The 17058-nt window shown below is 57.8% G+C and carries 12 protein-coding genes; 3 read left to right on the top strand and 9 right to left on the bottom strand.

The window, feature by feature from the left end; all coding sequences use genetic code 11:
* Nucleotides 1-88: 88 nt before the first annotated feature.
* The 6 genes from Poly51_RS31690 to Poly51_RS12560 all read right to left on the bottom strand — a co-directional run bounded on the left by Poly51_RS31690 (nt 89) and on the right by Poly51_RS12560 (nt 10773).
* Nucleotides 89-2464 carry a sulfatase family protein gene (locus Poly51_RS31690; protein WP_186775511.1) on the bottom strand — a complete coding sequence of 792 codons (2376 nt, stop codon included), beginning with the start codon at nt 2462-2464 and terminating at the stop codon, nt 89-91.
* A gap of 464 nt (nt 2465-2928) precedes the next feature.
* Nucleotides 2929-5256 (bottom strand): polyribonucleotide nucleotidyltransferase, encoded by a 2328-nt coding sequence (pnp, locus tag Poly51_RS12580; RefSeq protein WP_146457966.1) that lies wholly within the window; start codon nt 5254-5256, stop codon nt 2929-2931.
* A gap of 340 nt (nt 5257-5596) precedes the next feature.
* The gene (gene rpsO, locus Poly51_RS12575) at nt 5597-5866 is read right to left on the bottom strand and encodes a 30S ribosomal protein S15 (RefSeq protein ID WP_146457964.1); all 270 of its coding nucleotides are present in this window, start codon (nt 5864-5866) and stop codon (nt 5597-5599) included.
* Between the two features lie 212 nt (nt 5867-6078).
* On the bottom strand, nt 6079-6741 hold the full coding sequence (gene cysC, locus Poly51_RS12570) for an adenylyl-sulfate kinase (protein ID WP_146457962.1): 663 nt from the start codon (nt 6739-6741) through the stop codon (nt 6079-6081).
* Nucleotides 6742-6838: 97 nt separating this feature from the next.
* Nucleotides 6839-7171, bottom strand: a complete 333-nt coding sequence (locus Poly51_RS12565; protein WP_146457960.1) for a hypothetical protein — start codon at nt 7169-7171, stop codon at nt 6839-6841.
* Nucleotides 7172-7260: 89 nt separating this feature from the next.
* Nucleotides 7261-10773, bottom strand: a complete 3513-nt coding sequence (locus tag Poly51_RS12560) for a PVC-type heme-binding CxxCH protein (protein WP_146457958.1) — start codon at nt 10771-10773, stop codon at nt 7261-7263.
* Nucleotides 10774-11023: 250 nt separating this feature from the next.
* Here Poly51_RS12560 and Poly51_RS12555 point away from each other — a divergent pair, with 250 nt between their 5' ends.
* Together Poly51_RS12555 and Poly51_RS12550 are read left to right on the top strand one after the other, a co-directional pair.
* Complete coding sequence (locus Poly51_RS12555; protein ID WP_146457956.1) at nt 11024-11386, top strand: hypothetical protein; 363 nt, start codon at nt 11024-11026, stop codon at nt 11384-11386.
* A gap of 40 nt (nt 11387-11426) precedes the next feature.
* On the top strand, nt 11427-12401 hold the full coding sequence (locus Poly51_RS12550) for a metal ABC transporter permease (RefSeq protein WP_146457954.1): 975 nt from the start codon (nt 11427-11429) through the stop codon (nt 12399-12401).
* A gap of 5 nt (nt 12402-12406) precedes the next feature.
* On the opposite strand, the gene Poly51_RS30405 is transcribed toward Poly51_RS12550, so the two are convergent.
* The 3 genes from Poly51_RS30405 to Poly51_RS12540 form a co-directional block, all read right to left on the bottom strand.
* Nucleotides 12407-12565, bottom strand: coding sequence for a hypothetical protein (locus Poly51_RS30405; RefSeq protein ID WP_186775510.1), 159 nt, complete (start codon nt 12563-12565; stop codon nt 12407-12409).
* A gap of 126 nt (nt 12566-12691) precedes the next feature.
* Complete coding sequence (locus Poly51_RS12545) at nt 12692-13915, bottom strand: DUF1559 domain-containing protein (protein ID WP_146457952.1); 1224 nt, start codon at nt 13913-13915, stop codon at nt 12692-12694.
* A gap of 334 nt (nt 13916-14249) precedes the next feature.
* Nucleotides 14250-15773 carry an AI-2E family transporter gene (locus Poly51_RS12540; RefSeq protein ID WP_146457950.1) on the bottom strand — a complete coding sequence of 508 codons (1524 nt, stop codon included), beginning with the start codon at nt 15771-15773 and terminating at the stop codon, nt 14250-14252.
* A 127-nt stretch (nt 15774-15900) separates the two neighbouring features.
* Between Poly51_RS12540 and Poly51_RS12535 the strand changes: the two genes are divergently transcribed.
* A complete protein-coding gene (locus Poly51_RS12535; protein ID WP_146457948.1) occupies nt 15901-16995 on the top strand; it encodes a lysylphosphatidylglycerol synthase transmembrane domain-containing protein in 1095 nt (364 codons plus the stop codon).
* Nucleotides 16996-17058: the final 63 nt, after the last annotated feature.

Genomic DNA, 17058 nt, shown 5'->3' with positions numbered 1-17058 from the left:
TCGGGAAGTTGCAAACCTTGGGCCGAGAAAATCAAATCGTCATGATTTTTTCGGTGTCCGACACTGCCTGTTCCATCTTTCGCCAACGTTACTTCATGGGGACGCCGGGAAGCCTCTTGCCGTTGGTGGTCAGGATTTGGAAATGGTGGATTCCTACTTTCTGGCCATCCCGATGCGTCCAAACGACTTTTTTGTCGCGTGTGATCTCGAACAGTTTGGGTGCTTTCGGGTTCTTGTTGCCGCCGGCATAGCATGCAATCACGACGTTTCCGTTGGCCAACACTTGGCCGCCACAGGGATCCTGTAGCCACGGGCCGGGCAAGTCGTCATTGGTCAGGTGCCAATCCAGTTTCCCATTGGCGTCGAAATCCATCACCCGATTTCCGTTGGTACAGCAGACCAGCGTCCGTCCGTCGTCGTGCCGAATTGCCGTGAACGGCCACGAGTGGATTGCGTGCGCTTCATCGCCGGGCACCGTCGTGTCCAGTTCAGCGATCACGTTCCCGCTGGCGTCGTAGTTCTTCACGCGGAAATCGAGCAGATGGGGAACCAAGTAAGTTCCATCGGCAAGCTTCCTCGCCATGCGAGTTTGCAAGTGGTGGTTTTCAATCTGGCACTTCAGCGGAAATTCGATCAGCACCTGTCCACTTCGATCGAGTTCCAAAAGGCGCGGTTTGGGCCCCGCTTCGGTGATGACAAATGTACCGGCGTCGGTGGGATGGACGCTATTGACTTCGGATTGGGTGCCTTTCCAGATCATCGTTTCGGAACCGTCGACCGCGATCTCGATGACGGCGCCGCCGGGAAACCGTTTTCCTTTACTGAGTGCCAGGATGATGCGGCCGTCGGCCAGCTGGTATCCATCGCGAGTGGATTCGGGAAAGCTCCACGTCTTCGTTCCTTCACCATCCACGAGATACGTTTGTTTGCCGAACGCCATAAAGCTATGGCGCACCTTGGCGGTCGCGGCCTCGTCGCTGGTTTTCTTAACGGGCACTTGCAGCTTTCGGGGGCCGTCGTCAAACAGTCTTGCACCGTTTCCGATTTGATCGATGTCGCCAAGTTCGGCGCGCGCGATTTCGATTCGCTTCATCAGTTCGCCGACGACATTCGCGTTGGCGTTCGCGACGTTGGTTGTTTCGCCCGGATCGCTTGCAAGGTCAAACAGCATGGTTTCGGGGACAGCTTCGATCATGCGTCCCCACCAACCGGTTCCCGAAGGATTCTTCGCGCGTGTGAGAACGAGTTTCCAATTGCCACGGCGCACGCCCGTCAGCAAGCATCCCGAATAGTACAAGTATTCATCGCGAGGGCTCGTTGTTGTTTGACGCGTCAAAAACGCCGTCGCATCGCTTCCGTCCAACGCGGCATCGGGCAGGGTCGCACCGGCGATCGTTGCGAATGTCGGTAGCAGATCCATCGTGCTCAGTAGCTCGTTGGAGTCCCAGCCCGCGGGGATGTTGCCGGGCCAACGGGCGATGAAGGGAACGCGGCATCCACCTTCCCAAGCGGACATCTTCCAACCACGCAGCGGGTCGGTGTTGCCCGAATGATCTCGCGGAATGAAAGCCTTGCCATTTGGATCCATCCCTCGTGTGGTCTCGACCCACGGGCCGTTGTCGGAAGTAAAGACAACCAACGTGTTGTCGTCGATACTCAAATCCTTCAACGTCTTCATGATCTGGCCGCACGACCAATCAATCTCTTCGATCGCATCGCCGTAGGGTCCGCCATCGGACTTGCCTTTGAAGTTCGCCGACGCGCCAAGCGGAATGTGCGGCATGTTGTGGGAAAGGTACAAGAAGAACGGTTTGTGTTCTGTACTCTTTGCCGTGATCCACTCGATCGCTTCGTGAGTGTAATCCGATGTGATGTTGTCCCAGCTCTGGACACCATCCACTTCGACATTTCCGTTTCGAAGCAGGGGCACACGCATTTTTACGTCGTCGACATACACGGTGTGGCCGTTGTAGATCGGTGTTCCATAGAAGTGGTCAAAGCCTTGAGCGTTGGGGGCGGTCGCCGGATCGATTCCCCCGGTCGCGTCGGCCCGCGCGAGACCCAAGTGCCACTTCCCAATGATGCCCGTCGCGTACCCGGCCGATTTCAAGACTTCCGCCATCGTCGTTTCTTTGGGATGCGGAACCGTGTGAAGACGCTTGATGTTCCCCGGTTCGGCAACGCGAATCGGATAGGAACCCGTCATCAGCGCCGCCCTGGAAACTCCGCAGACTGGTTGCGCATAAAAATCGGTCAGCCGAACGCCCTCGGCCGCCATTCGATCAAGGTTGGGTGTCTTGATCGTTTCGGATCCGAAACAGCCCAGGTCCTGATAGCCTTGGTCATCGGTGAAAATCAAAATGATGTTCGGCTTTGTCGTTGCCTCCACCGCATTCGAAATGCAGGCCATGCCGAAAAGGGCCAGCAAAGGCGAAATCCATCGGAACATTTGATGATGATTCATGGCTTCAAGTCGCTGCGTCATGAGTTGGGGAGATCTTGCGTGTCGCCGCTTGAGTGACGTCGTGCCGTTATCTTTCACTTCATCGCGAAGTTGGATGTGAAGCAATCCCTTCGCGTTTCAAGGTAAGAGCCTATCCGATAACGCACCCGGCCGATGAGCAGTTCGGCTTCGCCCTAAGTTTATTCTTCGACGATGCACGAGTGTCATATGCAGCTTTCGGCCTGGCCTCGCTGATCTCGCCAGGATTCGTCAGTAGCCGTATCGACGATAGCGGTGTCCGCATCAGGATCCGGGCAGCGTCGAGCCGAGCGGATGCGAGCGGCCGGCCAGGCGCTGTCCGGGAACGCGGCCCGACCTTGGATCGAACCATGGCGCTCTTTCGCCGAACAGACCGGCCAAAAAAAGCCCGCCGAACTTTGGGTTCAGCGGGCTTTCGTTAGGTTCACATTCAAACGTGGGTCGGACTAGCGATCGCTACGGCCACCGCCGCCTCCGCCATCTCGGCTGCGACCACCGCCGCCGCCGCCGCCGCCGCCGCCGCCACTGCGGCCACGTCCGCCGCCTCCGCCACCACCACCGCCGCTTCCACCGCGGCGACGTCGTGGACGGTCATCATCCGAGCCTTCGCCGCCACGATCGCGATCGCCACCTTCACCGGCATTGGCTTCGACCAGTGCGGCCAATTCGTCTTCGATGCCCAGTTCTTCCAGGGCGCGACGACGACTCAGCTTGACGCGGTCATGTTCATCGACGTCGATGACCAAGACTTTCATGGCATCGCCGACGTTGACCAGCTTGTCCATGCTGCTGACATAGCCGCTGCTGATTTCGCTGATGTGGCAAAGGCCGTCACGGCCGGGCATGATTTCGACGAACGCGCCGAATTCTTTGATGCTGCTGACGATGCCGTCATAGATCTTGCCGATCTGGACGGTCGCAGTGCAGGCTTCAACGGCTCGCAGTGCTTCTTCGGCCGTTTCTTTGTTGCTGCTGGCGATCAAGACGGTACCGTCGTCATCGACTTCGATGATTGCACCGGTGCGTTCTTGGATGCCGCGGATGTTTTTGCCGCCGGGGCCGATCAGGGCACCGATCTTGTCCGAGGCAATCTTGGTGCGGAGCAATCGTGGTGCCGTTGCAGCGATTTCGCGGCGAGGACGCGAGATCGTGGTCAACATCTTGCGAAGGATTTCGATACGAGCTTCGCGTGATTGCTTCAGCGTCGCACGGATGATGTCTTCGCTGATGCCGGTGACCTTCAGGTCCAACTGGATACCGGTGATACCGTTTTGCGTTCCGGCGATCTTAAAGTCCATGTCACCGAAGTGATCTTCGGTGCCAAGGATATCGGTCAACAAGCACCATTCCGATTCGCTGCTGCGAACCAAGCCGATCGAGATACCGGCGACTGGGTTGCTGATCGGAACGCCCGAAGCCATCAAGGCCAGGGTCGCACCGCAAACCGATGCCATCGACGACGAACCGTTGGATTCCAGAATGTCGCTGATCACGCGGATCGTATAGGGGAAGTCGTCGGCGGCTGGTAATACCGGTGCAACGCTTCGCTCGGCCAAGCATCCGTGACCGATTTCACGACGACCCGGGCCACGAATCGGGCGACATTCGCCGACTGAGAACGACGGGAAGTTGTAATCGAGCATGAACTTCTTGCTGTACTCGGCGGCCAAGCCGTCGACGCGTTGTTCGTCACGCGATGTGCCCAAGGCGATCGTAACCAGGGCTTGCGTTTCGCCGCGTTGGAACAATGCCGAACCGTGAACACGTGGCAACAAGTCGGTTTCGCAGTAAATCGCACGCAGCGATTGATTGTCGCGTCCGTCGGGTCGGGTGCCGGCAACGATCAAGTCGCGAACGACCTTTTCTTCCAAGTCGTGCCAAACCGATTTCAGTCGTTTGATGTCGACGGCATCGGCAGCCTTGGGGTCGGGGATAATGTCGGCGATCGCTTGATCGCGGACGGCGCTGCAGGCTTCGTTGCGAGCGGCTTTGCCCGAGGTTTGCATCGCGGCGCGGAATTTATCGTAGTAGCCGTCGTTGAGACGCTTGAACATGCCGTCGTCTTGTGGCGCGATCCATTCCTTCTTGGTCGGGCTGACCTTGCGGTACAGTTCTTCCATCAGGTCGATGACGTCGCGGATCGTCGCATGAGCGAACTTGATCGCTTCCATCATTTCGTCTTCGGGCATTTCGTTAGCGAAGCCCTCGATCATGGCGACTTGCTCACGCGAGCCGCTGACGATCATGTCCAGTTCGCTTTGCTCGAGATCGTCGTGAGTCGGGAAAGCCACCAACTTGCCATCGATCTTGCCGACGCGGACCGAAGCGATCGGGCCTTGGAACGGCAGTTCGCTGATGTGCAACGCGGCGCTGGCGCCGTTCATTGCCAGAACGTCACCGTCGTTCTGCATATCGCTGGCGATGACACAGGCTTGGACTTGGACCTCGTCTTTGAAACCGGTCGGCCAGAGCGGGCGGATCGGGCGATCCATCAAGCGCGAGCTGAGGATTTCTTTGGTGCTGGGGCGGCCTTCGCGTTTCAGGAAACCACCGGGGAACTTACCGGCCGCAGCCAATCGTTCGCGGTAATCACACGTCAACGGAAAGAAGTCCAGACCCGGGCGTGGGTCACTGCTGGCCGTGGCGACCAGAACAACGGTTTCACCGTACTGGACCAAGACCGCACCGGCGGCTTGTTTGGCCAATTGGCCGGTCTCGAACGACAGTGTGTGTTGTCCGATTTGCTTTTCGACTCGAATTTTCTTTTCAGTCACTTTTTTCTTCCTTCAACCTACAAAAACAACATGGGTTAGCATCCGCAAGTTGGGCTCGATGGCGCAAGGTTGCGGACAAAATGGCATGCGAACGACAACCATTTCGAAATGGGTGCCGCGCAAGAAGAGACGTTCCACCCAAAGGCAAGCCCGATGAATCAGGCAAGCCGACGGAGGTGGAAACGCAGCCGACTAGGTACACAGAAGAGGCGCGCCGGCGAATGATTCGCCGGCACCGCGTCCGAACGGGCCGCTTAGATGCAGAGATGGAAAAGGGCCGAGCCGCCCGTTACAGGCGAGTGGGCTGTTGCCATCTTCGCTTGGTCGCGGCTCGGACGGGCTACTTACGGATGCCCAGTTTTCCAATGATGTCGAGGTATCGCTGGGGATCCTCGCCACGCACGTAGTCGAGCAAACGCCGGCGACGGCTGACCAGACCCAGCAGGCCACGCCGCGAGGCGAAGTCCTTGCGATGAGTCCGCATATGTTCGGTCAACCCGTTAATCCGCTCGGTCAAGATGGCAATTTGCACCTCAGGCGAGCCGGTATCAGCATCCGATTTGCGGTGTTCGCTGATAGCCTCGGTTTTTCGCTCTTTCGAGATCGTCATTCGTTTTTTTGTCTGTTACGTCGTTCTTACTCACACATGAATGGGGCGTAGTTTACCGACGCCGCACGTTTTGGCAACCGCAAACAGAAATAGTTTTTGCGGAGCCGGGATCGGGCACCCCTAGTGGCGCTGCGACGCCGCTCGGGAGGATCGAACTGCGAGGCAGTTCGGGACCCTGTCACGGCATGCCCGGGGGACAAAGGGTCGCGTCCTTATGCGAAAAAACCGCGTTTTCGAAGGGTTTCCAGCACTTCGGCGGCTTGCTGGGCGGGGGTTCGTCCGTCGCCGCCGTCGAGCCGGATCTCGGGGGACGTCGGTGCTTCGTAGGGGTCGCTGATTCCGGTGAAGTTCTTGATCAGCCCCGCTCGAGCTTTTTTGTACAGGCCTTTGGGGTCTCGTGTCTCACAGATTTCTAGTGGCGTGTCCACGAAAACTTCGACAAAGTCCCCTGTTCTGCCCGCTTCGACGATTCGCCGCACTCGATCGCGGTCTCGGCGATAGGGGCTGACGAAGGCCGTCAGCGTGATCAGGCCGGCCGACGCCATCAGCGATGCCAGCGATCCGATTCGGCGAATGTTCTCTTCGCGATCGGTTTCGCCAAACCCCAGCCCGAATCGGTCGGCAAATTCTTGCGTGTGTTCTTCGGCCAATCGTTCGGGCGGCGCGCACAAACCGTGTCGGATGTTGTCGCCGTCCAGCAGCATCGTGGCGCGGCCCAATTCCGCAAGTTGGCGATCGAGTTCATTGGCGATTGTGCTTTTGCCGCAACCGCTGAGGCCGGTGAACCAAACGACCGCGCCTTTTTGAGACAGGCGATCTTCGCGGGATTCGCGCGTCACGACGTGTTGGTGCCAAACGATGTCAGACTTGACCATGGAGGATCAACCGCGAGGGAATCGAAATGGGTGTACCCGGACTAATGGGTGTGATGGGCTCGAAAGCCTAACCTACGATTCCGCGTTGGGCGAGCGATCAGACCAGCGCGGGTTGATCGGTGTAGAGTTCCAAAATTTGGCTTTGCACTTTGATCGCCCGCATCAAGACCCACAACTGGTCGGGCGAGAACTCGATCGGGCCGTCGCCGCACAGGGCTTCCAATTCTTCGGCCACCGCGGCGTGTTGATCGGAAGTGGATTCCAGCCGGAAGCTGGCGTTCTTCCAAGCCTTGATCAACGTATCGTCATCGTCCAAATCCGCCGGATCGGTGGACTGGTTCAGGATCATCAGCGTCAATCGTGCAACGTCTGTCGGCGACAACGACGGTTGCAGCTCTAGAAGACGTTGGGCGAGTTGATGGCAGGTCATGACGGGCCATGTGGCAACGGAAAAGAAACGATTCTGTTTCAAACTCTAGGTTGCAAACTAACCCGAATCAAAAAACCGCCAAAAACAATTCACTCGACATCCTCTGCTGCCCGCGGGTCGACCTGCAGACTGGCCAGATATGCCACCAAATCGCGTAATTCACGGGGCGTCATGAACTTGGTCAAGTCGTCCGGCATCGAACTTTTACCCTTTCGGCGGGCGACAATTTCGTCGACGAAGACCTGGACCTGGCTGCCATCGTTCTGGATCAGTTCCACAAAATCGTCATTTTCGGACTTCAGAATGCCCGAAAAAACCTGTCCCGAATCATTCGCGATGACCGCCGTTTCAAACCCTTCGGCGATCTTCGCGTCCGGCAAACAGATCGATTCGAGCAGGTAGCGGCGATCGCGAGTCTTGCCGATCACCGTCAAATTCGGACCCACTTCCCCGCCCGCCCGATCCACTTTATGGCATCGCAGGCACGATAGTTCGGTTTTCTCGTGGAACAGTTTGTGTCCCTTGCTGACGTTGCCTCCGCTGAGCGAAGGTAGCCACTTTCCAAGTGCGTCTGTTTCAGCGAGCGAACGTTGATGTTCGATCAATTGCTGGTTCATCGCATCGTCCAGCTTGCCTTGGGCGGCTTCGATCACGTTCAATTCGACTTCAGCCGCCATCGATCCGTCGAGATAGCTTTGGACGCCACCAATGATCGTGGCCAGCGCTTCGGGCGAATTGCTGGTGCCGAGCAAGTCCCATCCCAATTGGCGGGCTTCGACGTTTCGGCTTTGGGTTGCTTCGATGAATTTGCCGATCGAATTTTTCGAATCGTGTTTCGCCAGAACTTCCAGCGCCGCAAGCAGCAGTTCGTTGGCCGGTTGCATGGGCACCTGATTGGCCAGTTGGACCGCGTCCATTGCGTCCAATTTCGCCATCGATGCCAGCGCGGTCGCACGCAGTGACGGTCGCAATTTTCCGTCGACGACTCGTTGGGCCAGCAACGGAACGATCTTTTGAATGCCCAGTTCTGACGCCACTTCGATCGCCTTTTCGCGGACCGATTCTTGCGAGGTCATCAAGAGGTCGATCTGGGGCGATAAAGCACTGGCGGCATCCGACAGCGGTCGTTGTTTGGGTTCACGATAAACGTTCGTCACGCGGTCACGAGGATCTGGGATCGCCCAGTCGGCCAACATGTCCATCGCCTCGATTCGCATTTCGGCAACGGCCGAAACTCGGCCCGCATATCCGGCAAGCGCGACGGCCGATTCGGTCGTCCCCAATCGAAAGTTGGCGTTCAAAATTCGACGGATCAGTTCTTGATCGCTCAGTTCCGCGCCCGACTCCGGAACTTTGATCAGCGAGGCAAGCGACTGCAGCGCCATCGGCACCGGTTCGTCGTGGATCGCGCGAGCTGCTTCCGAAACGACCAACGGGCTGGCGTCTTTGAGGAATCGCGAGATCAATCCACTTTTTTGCCGGCGGAGCGCCACCACGGCGGCGCGACGCACTGATTCGTTGGGGTGCGTTGCCAATTCGCCGATCGATTGGGGGGTGATCGCGGACGACAAATACATCACGCCGGCATGACGGAGCGCCGGATCGGCGTTGTCGTTGTTGGCCAGGATGTCGACGACGAAACCCATTGCGGTCGCATCCTTTAGCTTTCCAAGCGACAGCATCGCCGCGTACTGGACGCGAGCGGAATCGTCGGTCAATCGTTCACGCAGGCTCGCCGCCGATGCGGTCACACCACGATCGCCCATGATTTTGGCAACGGCAGCGCGAATGATCGCGTCATGTTCGCCAAGCAATTCAGTCAGATCGTCAAGTGCGGAAACGGCGGTCGACGTATCGATCGCATCCGTGCTGGGTTCCCCGGATTCTTCGGTCGTTGCTCGGGCAGTCGCGGCGCTCGCTTTGGCAAGTTGCATTCGCGAGACTTGGTCGATACCCCAAATCGCGTGTAGGCGAGTGGTGGTCGGTGCCTGGGTGTCCATCGCGATTGTCGAAAGGGTATTCACGTCGCTGCGGCGAGCCAATTCCCATTGGGCTTCGAAACGAACCCGGCGATCGACGTGTCCGATCAGTTTCGACAGCTTGGCCGATTCTTGCTCGGTCCAGTCGTCGGCGAGCAGCGTTTTCACTTCGGACACAATCGGTTTGGCGATTTCGTTGGGGTCGCTCAATCGGTACACGCGGCCCTTGCCCAGGCCTTCCCATCCGTCGACCCAGTCGCTGACATATATGTGACCATCGGGACCGAACTTGATATCCGTTGCCAACACGGTCCAGATCGGATCCGAGTCTTCGCCCATCTTGTAAAACGCGCCGTCGTTGTCCAGCTTGAACGAACGAATGCCGCTGTTGGCCGGACCGCCGCGGAAGTCGCAAATCAGAAACTGGCCGTTCAGTTGGTCGCCGAAACCGGTGCCCGGGTAATGCTCCAGTCCGCTCGGGCCGTCGGTGAAATTGATGATCGGCGGCACGATGTAGGCGGGTTGTTCGTTGTGGAACGGTTCCCAGATTTTATCGCGATTGAAGGGGCCACGATCCGCCAGATACTGATACTGCATCCGCCATCCGGAATCACCGCCTTCCAAAATGTTGATGATCCGAGCCTTGTCGCCGCTATCGCTGTTGTTGTCGACCGAGAACAGATCGCCGACGTCATTGAAAGCCAATTCTTGTGGATTTCGCATGCCGGTGGCGAATACCTCTAAGCCCGATCCATCCAGTTCGCAGCGAAACACAGCGCCCGATTTTGGATTGGCTAACACTCGGCCGTCTTCGGTTGTGACGTGATAACCTCGGTCACCGATGCTGAAGTACAGACGCCCATCGGGACCGATGATCAAACCGTGCATGTCGTGACCGCGAAACGCTACGCGAACTCCGTATCCATCCGACAGAACGACTCGCTCGTCCGCCTTGCCGTCATCATCGGCATCGACCAGTTTCCAAAGCTTCGGAATGCACGTGTAGTAAATGTTCTCGCCGCGAACCAGCACGCCGGCGCCGGTACCCTCTTCGATGCGGTTGAATCCGTTGGCGACCACGACACTTTCGTCGACTCGTCCGTCGCCGTCGGTGTCCACCAAGCGGCGGATTCGATCGTCGTGTTGGGCGTAGGTGACGGCCGCATCGCCGAGCAGGCGTTTGTGGTAATCGATTCGGTCTTGCACCGTCTCGGATTCCAAGTCGGCCAGCAACCATTCTTCGTCATGCCCGCGGTTGTCGGTCACGCCGCGGCTTTGTCGATAGCTTTCACACACAAACAATCGACCGCGATGATCGATGTCAAATGCGACAATGTTGGCGACATCAGGCTCTGCGGCGTAAAGTTCGATCTTCCATCCTTTGGGGATGCGAATGCCCGCCATGGATTCGGTGGCTTCGGCCGACGCTTCGGCGATCTGGGGTTCAAGCGGTTCGGGTTGCTTGAAGTCGCCAGCGGTCGCTGCGCTCACCAGAATCACCGAGTTGGCCAGAATCACCGCCAGGCAGCAAAAATTCCGCAAACGCGTGGCCCAAGACCAATTGATTGCCGTCGCTTCTGGTGCGGACTGGTTAGCGAGGCGAAACCAAGTGCGCCCAGACATGGGATTCGGCATTCAATCGATCCTACGAAATCAGTGGGTGGGATGAGTTTGGAGAGGGATTCTAAGAGAACTGCCACCGATCACGTCGACCGACAATCGGGAATTGCCGGCCGCGTCCCATCACCGTCGTTCATTCGGTTGGGTAAGATCAAGCATAGGGTGTGCCGCGATTCTCAAAGGATGCGTGTCTAGGATAGTCGGCAGACCGTAATTTTGGCAACGAAGTTTCTTTCGGCTGGGCCGCGAATCCATGAACGATAGACAGTCCGATGAGGTTGCGGTTGATCCGGCGACGGGGTTGGCAGCGGAATCCGTCCGAATCGGATCACCGTTCGCCGTCGATCCTCTTCCGCAAACGGTTGCGATCGAACCGTTGTTGGACGTCGGCCCGATGCGCTACACCGCGATGGGTGCGGTTGCCGCATCGATGATGGTGGTCGGGTTTGCGTCGGCGGCTTTGTGGTGGTTTCCCGCCGGCGGAGCATTGGTCGCGGCGCTCGGAAGTGTGCTTGCTATTTCGGGGCTGTTTTCAAATTATCGAACCGCGTCGCTGGTGTTGTTGTTCGTTCATGTCGGTTTGTTTGTGGCCAACTATTCTCAAGTGCTCCGGTGATTCGTCGCTCCACTGGTATTCTTCGTGACAGGGTGAGTCTGTGAATTCTATCGTTTGGTCGTCGATTGATACTTGGATCATTGTGACCTCATCGCTGGTTGCGATGGCGAGTGCGATTCCCGGCTGCTTTTTGTTTCTGCGCAAGCAAAGCATGATCGCCGATGCGCTGACGCACGCGGCGCTGCCGGGCGTCGTTGGTGCGTTCATCGCCGTCGGGATGTTGCAAGGTTGGGGCTGGGTCGACCCGGATGCCGGTTGGGCGTTTCGTCAAACGATGATGTTCGGCGGCGCTATGGTCGCCGGGCTTTTGACCGCATTTTTGACGCAGTGGGTAACGTCGGCCGGTTGGATCCGCGGCGATGCGGCGCTGGGCGTCGTGTTCACAACTTTGTTCGCGATTGGGCTGATCATGTTGCGTCAATTCGCCGACCAAAGCGACGTCGATCTCGAATGTGTATTGTACGGTCAGCTAGACACGATCGGGTTGTCCAAGGGCATTCCCTCCGAAGCGATCACGTCCGCAATCATGCTGGTGATCAATTTGGTGCTGGTGGTCGTCTTATTCAAAGAATTGATGATGACGACGTTCGACCCGCAATTGGCCGGCACGCTGGGGTTGGATCCGCGCTGGGTGCACTACGGATTGATGACGATCACGACGGCCACGATTGTGACCGCGTTCGAGGTCGTCGGCAGCATCTTGGCGATCGGCATGTTGGTGATCCCGCCGTCGACGGCGTTCTTCATCAACCGCCGACTGCGGCCCATGATCTTGGTGTCGATGGCCGCCGGCGTTTCGGCGTGCGTGTTGGGGCATTTGGCCGCCATCACGCTGCCCGGTCCGATCACCCGTGCGTTGGGGTTGCCTTACGTCGAGAGTGTGACGACGTCGGGTGCAATCGTGTTGGCGGCGACACTGCAAATGCTGGTTGCCATGCTGTTTGGCCCCGAGCGGGGCCTGTTGGTCGACCGCTATCGCGCCACCAGTCGATCGGTTGGGCGCGAAACCGCGTAAGCGGATTACTCTTCGAGTTCGACTTCTTCAGGTGCTGGGTTTTCGTTGACCCATTGGGACAGTTCGTCCTGGCTGGCGGCAGGCGCGGTTTCGGATGGTCCGCCACAACCGACGATGGTCGAAAGCGTTAGCAGGAACAAAGCGAGAAAGGTGAAGCGTTTCATTTTTGGCGTTTCGGTTTGGAAAACGGGACGGAAATGGATCAGATCTAGAAAAACACGGCCGGCAGCCGATGGGGCTGCCGGCCGTGCGTCGATGGCCAGTGATTGCTCGCAAAGCGAGCAGCCGAATTACTCGATGGTGACGTCGACTTCTTTCGCACCGCGGGTACCCAAGGCACCCCAAAGTCCGAACGGGCTTTGCGATCCGGGCGGCACCAAGTTAGCTCCAGTGCCGACGTGAGCGCTGCTGCGATTGCCCGTTTCGATCGAATCGGTGACGAATTTGACAGCGCCATCGCCCATCAAAACGTGGACCCCACCTTGGTGACGGCTGCTGGCGGGCAGCAGTCCGGTGTTGAAGTTGTTGCTGTCCATGCAGATCAGGCCGTTGGGCGGAAGGATCGTATTGAAAACGCCCCAGATCGAGCGGCTCATCGCCCATTTCAGGCCGCGGCGTTGTTCAGGATCGGTACCGCCACCTTGCAGCAGCACGGGAACGTAATTGCCCGCAACATTCCAAAACTGGGGACGCAGTGGATCCCTTTGAATATCGCACAGTAAGTTCCCACCGGGTTGGCGAACGTTGCCGCCCGAGAGTGCACCGCGGCTTCTGGTGTCGTTGTCGCCCAAGTCGGTGATGATTTCGCCGGCCATGATGGTATTGGACAGTCCGTCCAAGACGTCACGGAAGGCGGCCTTTTCACGCGGTACGAAAAAACCGCGGCACGACGCTTGACGATTGATCGCGGCCTGGGTGCTTGCCACGTTGCCGTTGTCGCCAATGCTGCCGTTGATCTGTTCGGCCGAGTCGCCTTGGCAGGCGATGTAGTTGGTTCGGCCTTGACCGGGCAGTCCGACACCTGGGTCACTCGGGCAACGGAAGCCAGGAACTTCTGTCATCCAGGGATCGTAAAGCGTAACTGCATGGTGAGCGAGCCAGCGTCGTGGGCCAGGGCCCATTGGCGGGAAAATCGCACCTGAGGCAACATCTTGGAACGGATTGGAAATTTGCTCCCACAAAGCTTGTTGTTCGATGAACGGCGTCAGTCCAACCAACCAGCTTAATTCAAGACGGCTGTTCGCCGTCGGTGCACCGGCAACCGTTTGGCCGTCGGGTTGGCCGCCTAGGTTGGGTGTGCCCGTGCCTTGTCGCGGCAACTGCTTGTATGCCGAGTGGTAATTGTGGACGGCCAAGCCGATTTGCTTGAAATTGTTGCTGCAGCTCATTCGGCGAGCCGCTTCGCGGGCCGCTTGAACGGCCGGCAACAACAAGCCAACCAACACGCCGATGATCGCAATGACCACCAACAATTCGACCAGCGTAAAAGCTGATCTGTTTCGAGACGATGACATGTGAAATTCCTTAACAAAAGCGATGAAAAAAGCTCAGTTGAGCTCGGTAACCGATAAGTCGCCTTACTCCGATACGCGATCCCCAATCGTGAGCGACAATGCGACTGGTCGAGCCGCGGATGTTCGCAGCGTTGTGCCACCGGAAGGGCCGGTAAAAATCGCGTTTACGGATCAAAATCTGACTTAAGGGCTAATCATAGGCACACTGCAAGACCGAATCCTTAACAGAAGGGCCGAAAACTAGCACGATGATGCCAGGATACGCTGAAAATCCGAAATTTCGAGAAACAACCGTGAATGTTTTCTCGGTCGTCGCGAAACGCCGTCAATCACGTCAATCCGCTTCGGCCATGGGGGGTGTCCCTTCCAGGGCGGCCGTCGCATCGCGTCCGGCCAGTTCATGGTTCAGGATTTCCAGCAGCGTCTGCAAGAACACCACGACCATCGGGCCCACCAGAATTCCGATCGGGCCAAACACTTTGACGCCTCCCAGCACACTCAACAACGCAAACAACGGATGCAGCGTCGATCGTCCTTGCAACACGTACATCTTGATGACGTTGTCGATCGATGAAACGATCGTCGTGCCGTAGATCGCCAGCACCACCGCCGCCGTCCATCGTTGGTCGACGGTGCCCAAGTAGACGGCACACGGAAGCCATACGGATGCGGCGCCCAAGAATGGCACCAGCGCCATCATCGATGTGATCAGAAACAACAAGATGATCGACTCGAAGCCACAGAACCAAAACGCGATTGCCGATAGAACACCCTGAACCAGAGCGCTAAGTACGCTCGCCAACACGACCGCACGGCTGGTTCGGTCAAACTCCATCAACAACCGGGCTTCGTAGTTGTCATCAAGCGGGCTCAATCGCATCAGCGTTCGAATCATTGCCGCACCATCGATCAAGAAAAAATAAACGGCGATCACCAGCACTGCTAAGCCGACCAGGATCTGGATCAAGTAGGTGCCCGTCGCGCTGGTCAAGCTGACAAATCGCGGTTGCAGTGTCTCGCGAACTCGCGACAACAAATTTTTGAAGTCTTCGGCGCTGGGGTTGGCCAGCAGCCGAAGCTGGCTGGTGAACGTGCCGCCCAGTTTGGCTCGCATCCAATTTCGAATCGATGCCGAGGCCGCCAAGCTTTGTCGATGAAACCGTTCTTCAGCATCAAGCTTACCGATCGGATTCTCTTCATCGACGGCGGGTTCTTCCGTCGCGGGCGATCCGAACTCTCGCAATTGATCCATCGCGATGTCGGCAAACGCAGCCGCCGTCTCGGGGCCTTCGACTTCTCGCTGAAGGAAATCGACCAACGCGTAGGCTTCATTGACATTCGCAACGACGATCGTGGCGTCTTCGGTTTCATCAAGCGAATCGCTTAACTGGTCCAGTCGACGGAACTGTTCGGCATGCGCAAGTGAAATGCCCAGTTGTTCGCGGCCACGATCAAGTGCCTGGGTCAGGGCCTCGAAGTTGACGTGGCTGACCATGGCAGTGAATTGGCTGGTCGCTACCGAGATGATCAGGATCAACGGCATCAGTACCACCGCCAACACCAGGCCCGTCGTCGCAAGCGCCGACACCCGTTTTTTTCCACCGGTACGAAGGAAGATCCATTCGTGAACGGGACGAAAGATCACAACCAGCAACGCCGCCAAAAACAACGGGACGAAGAACCCGGCCATCACTTTGTAGAACAACGCACCGACCGCTATGATCCCCAAGATCAACATCACCACCGACAAGATGCGCGACAACGATGGTAACGCCGTCCGATTTTCGGGCGGATGGGTGTCTGCTGTTTCGGCGGCTTCCACGGAAGCTTTGGTTGTTTTTTTTGAGCGATTGGCCATAGGGGCAAGCTTTGCCGAAGGAACAGACGAATGAAACGCCCGGAAATTGTGGACGATCGTGTCGCCTTTGAACAGCCTTTGGCACTGAAGTGCCGTCGAGACCCAGCCGCCGTGAAAGACAACCTTTGTGCTGAATGAATCAAACGCAACGGACGAAAGTGAGGATCGATCATCCACGCCACATGCGGGTGCGCCGGTTTGGAAACGCGCCGCGCAAGTTGTTATCGCTGGTATTGTCGTCGTCGGTTTGGTGTTGGCGGGACGATCGTCGGTGCAGAACTGGCGTTTGCAAACGACGAAGATCGAAGCAGAAATCGCGTCGCTCGAGAAGGCGATCTCGGAACAACCAGATGACGCGGCGGGCCGATCGATGTCGGACCGTGTGGCGACGCTGAAGACTTCACTTCCCAGTTTCGCGAATATTCGCTGGGGGCGAGTTGCCGCGTCGGCGGTGATCTACGCGTTGGGATTGCTGCCGTCGGCGATGCTGTTGCACCGCGCGGTCACGTCGTTGGGCGGTCGGCCGAAGTGGTCGACGGCGATCGTTGCCCAAACGCTTGGCCACGTCGGAAAATATGTTCCTGGCAAAGCCATGGTGATCGTGCTTCGTGGCGGAGTGTTGGCCCGCGATGGCGTCCAGCCTTTGACTGCGACGATCGGCGTTTTTTTGGAAACATTCTTGATGATGGCTGTCGGCGCCGTCGTCGCCGCCGTCGCGACGGTGAATCTGGAACTGCCACGTTGGATTTCGATCACTGCCATCGTGACGGCGGTGTTGGCCGGATTACCGACGCTGCCGCCGATCCTGCGACGGGTCGCGATACGCGTCACTCGTGTCTCACCACAATCGTCGGATCGCAACATCGGTTGGAGCCTGTTCGCGTCCGGTTGGGCTTGGTCGTTGTTGTCTTGGCTGTTGATCGGCGCGTCGTTCACGGTGCTGATCACGGCGATTCCGTCGGCTGATCCATTGCCGCAGATCACGTCGCTGTATCCGATCGCAACCGCTGCGATCTCACTAGCGATGGTGGTCGGCTTTGCATCGCTGTTGCCCGGTGGGGCGGGCGTACGCGAATTGGTGCTGACGTCGGTTTTGGGGGTTGCGATCGGGCCCGTCCATTCTCTTTTGGTGGCGGTCGCGGCAAGGATCGTCTTCATGGTGGTCGAAGCCGGTTTGGCGGCGGCATGTTGGATTTGGCTGAAGTCGCATCCCGCAGAATGATCTCGCCGTCGATTCCAGAGTATTCGCGTGCGATCGTCCGACCGTTTTCGTATAGTGGAGCGA

The organism is Rubripirellula tenax, from assembly GCF_007860125.1.
Lineage (GTDB): Bacteria > Planctomycetota > Planctomycetia > Pirellulales > Pirellulaceae > Rubripirellula > Rubripirellula tenax.
This window is presented reverse-complemented; position numbering and strand designations above follow the sequence as displayed.

Coding starts and splice junctions, on each gene's coding strand:
- Poly51_RS30405 (WP_186775510.1), bottom strand. CDS start 12,565: ATGAAACGCTTCACCTTTCTCGCTTTGTTCCTGCTAACGCTTTCGACC.
- Poly51_RS12540 (WP_146457950.1), bottom strand. CDS start 15,773: ATGGCCAATCGCTCAAAAAAAACAACCAAAGCTTCCGTGGAAGCCGCC.
- Poly51_RS12565 (WP_146457960.1), bottom strand. CDS start 7,171: ATGACCTGCCATCAACTCGCCCAACGTCTTCTAGAGCTGCAACCGTCG.
- Poly51_RS12555 (WP_146457956.1), top strand. CDS start 11,024: ATGAACGATAGACAGTCCGATGAGGTTGCGGTTGATCCGGCGACGGGG.
- cysC (WP_146457962.1), bottom strand. CDS start 6,741: ATGGTCAAGTCTGACATCGTTTGGCACCAACACGTCGTGACGCGCGAA.
- Poly51_RS12545 (WP_146457952.1), bottom strand. CDS start 13,915: ATGTCATCGTCTCGAAACAGATCAGCTTTTACGCTGGTCGAATTGTTG.
- Poly51_RS12560 (WP_146457958.1), bottom strand. CDS start 10,773: ATGTCTGGGCGCACTTGGTTTCGCCTCGCTAACCAGTCCGCACCAGAA.
- Poly51_RS31690 (WP_186775511.1), bottom strand. CDS start 2,464: ATGAATCATCATCAAATGTTCCGATGGATTTCGCCTTTGCTGGCCCTT.
- rpsO (WP_146457964.1), bottom strand. CDS start 5,866: ATGACGATCTCGAAAGAGCGAAAAACCGAGGCTATCAGCGAACACCGC.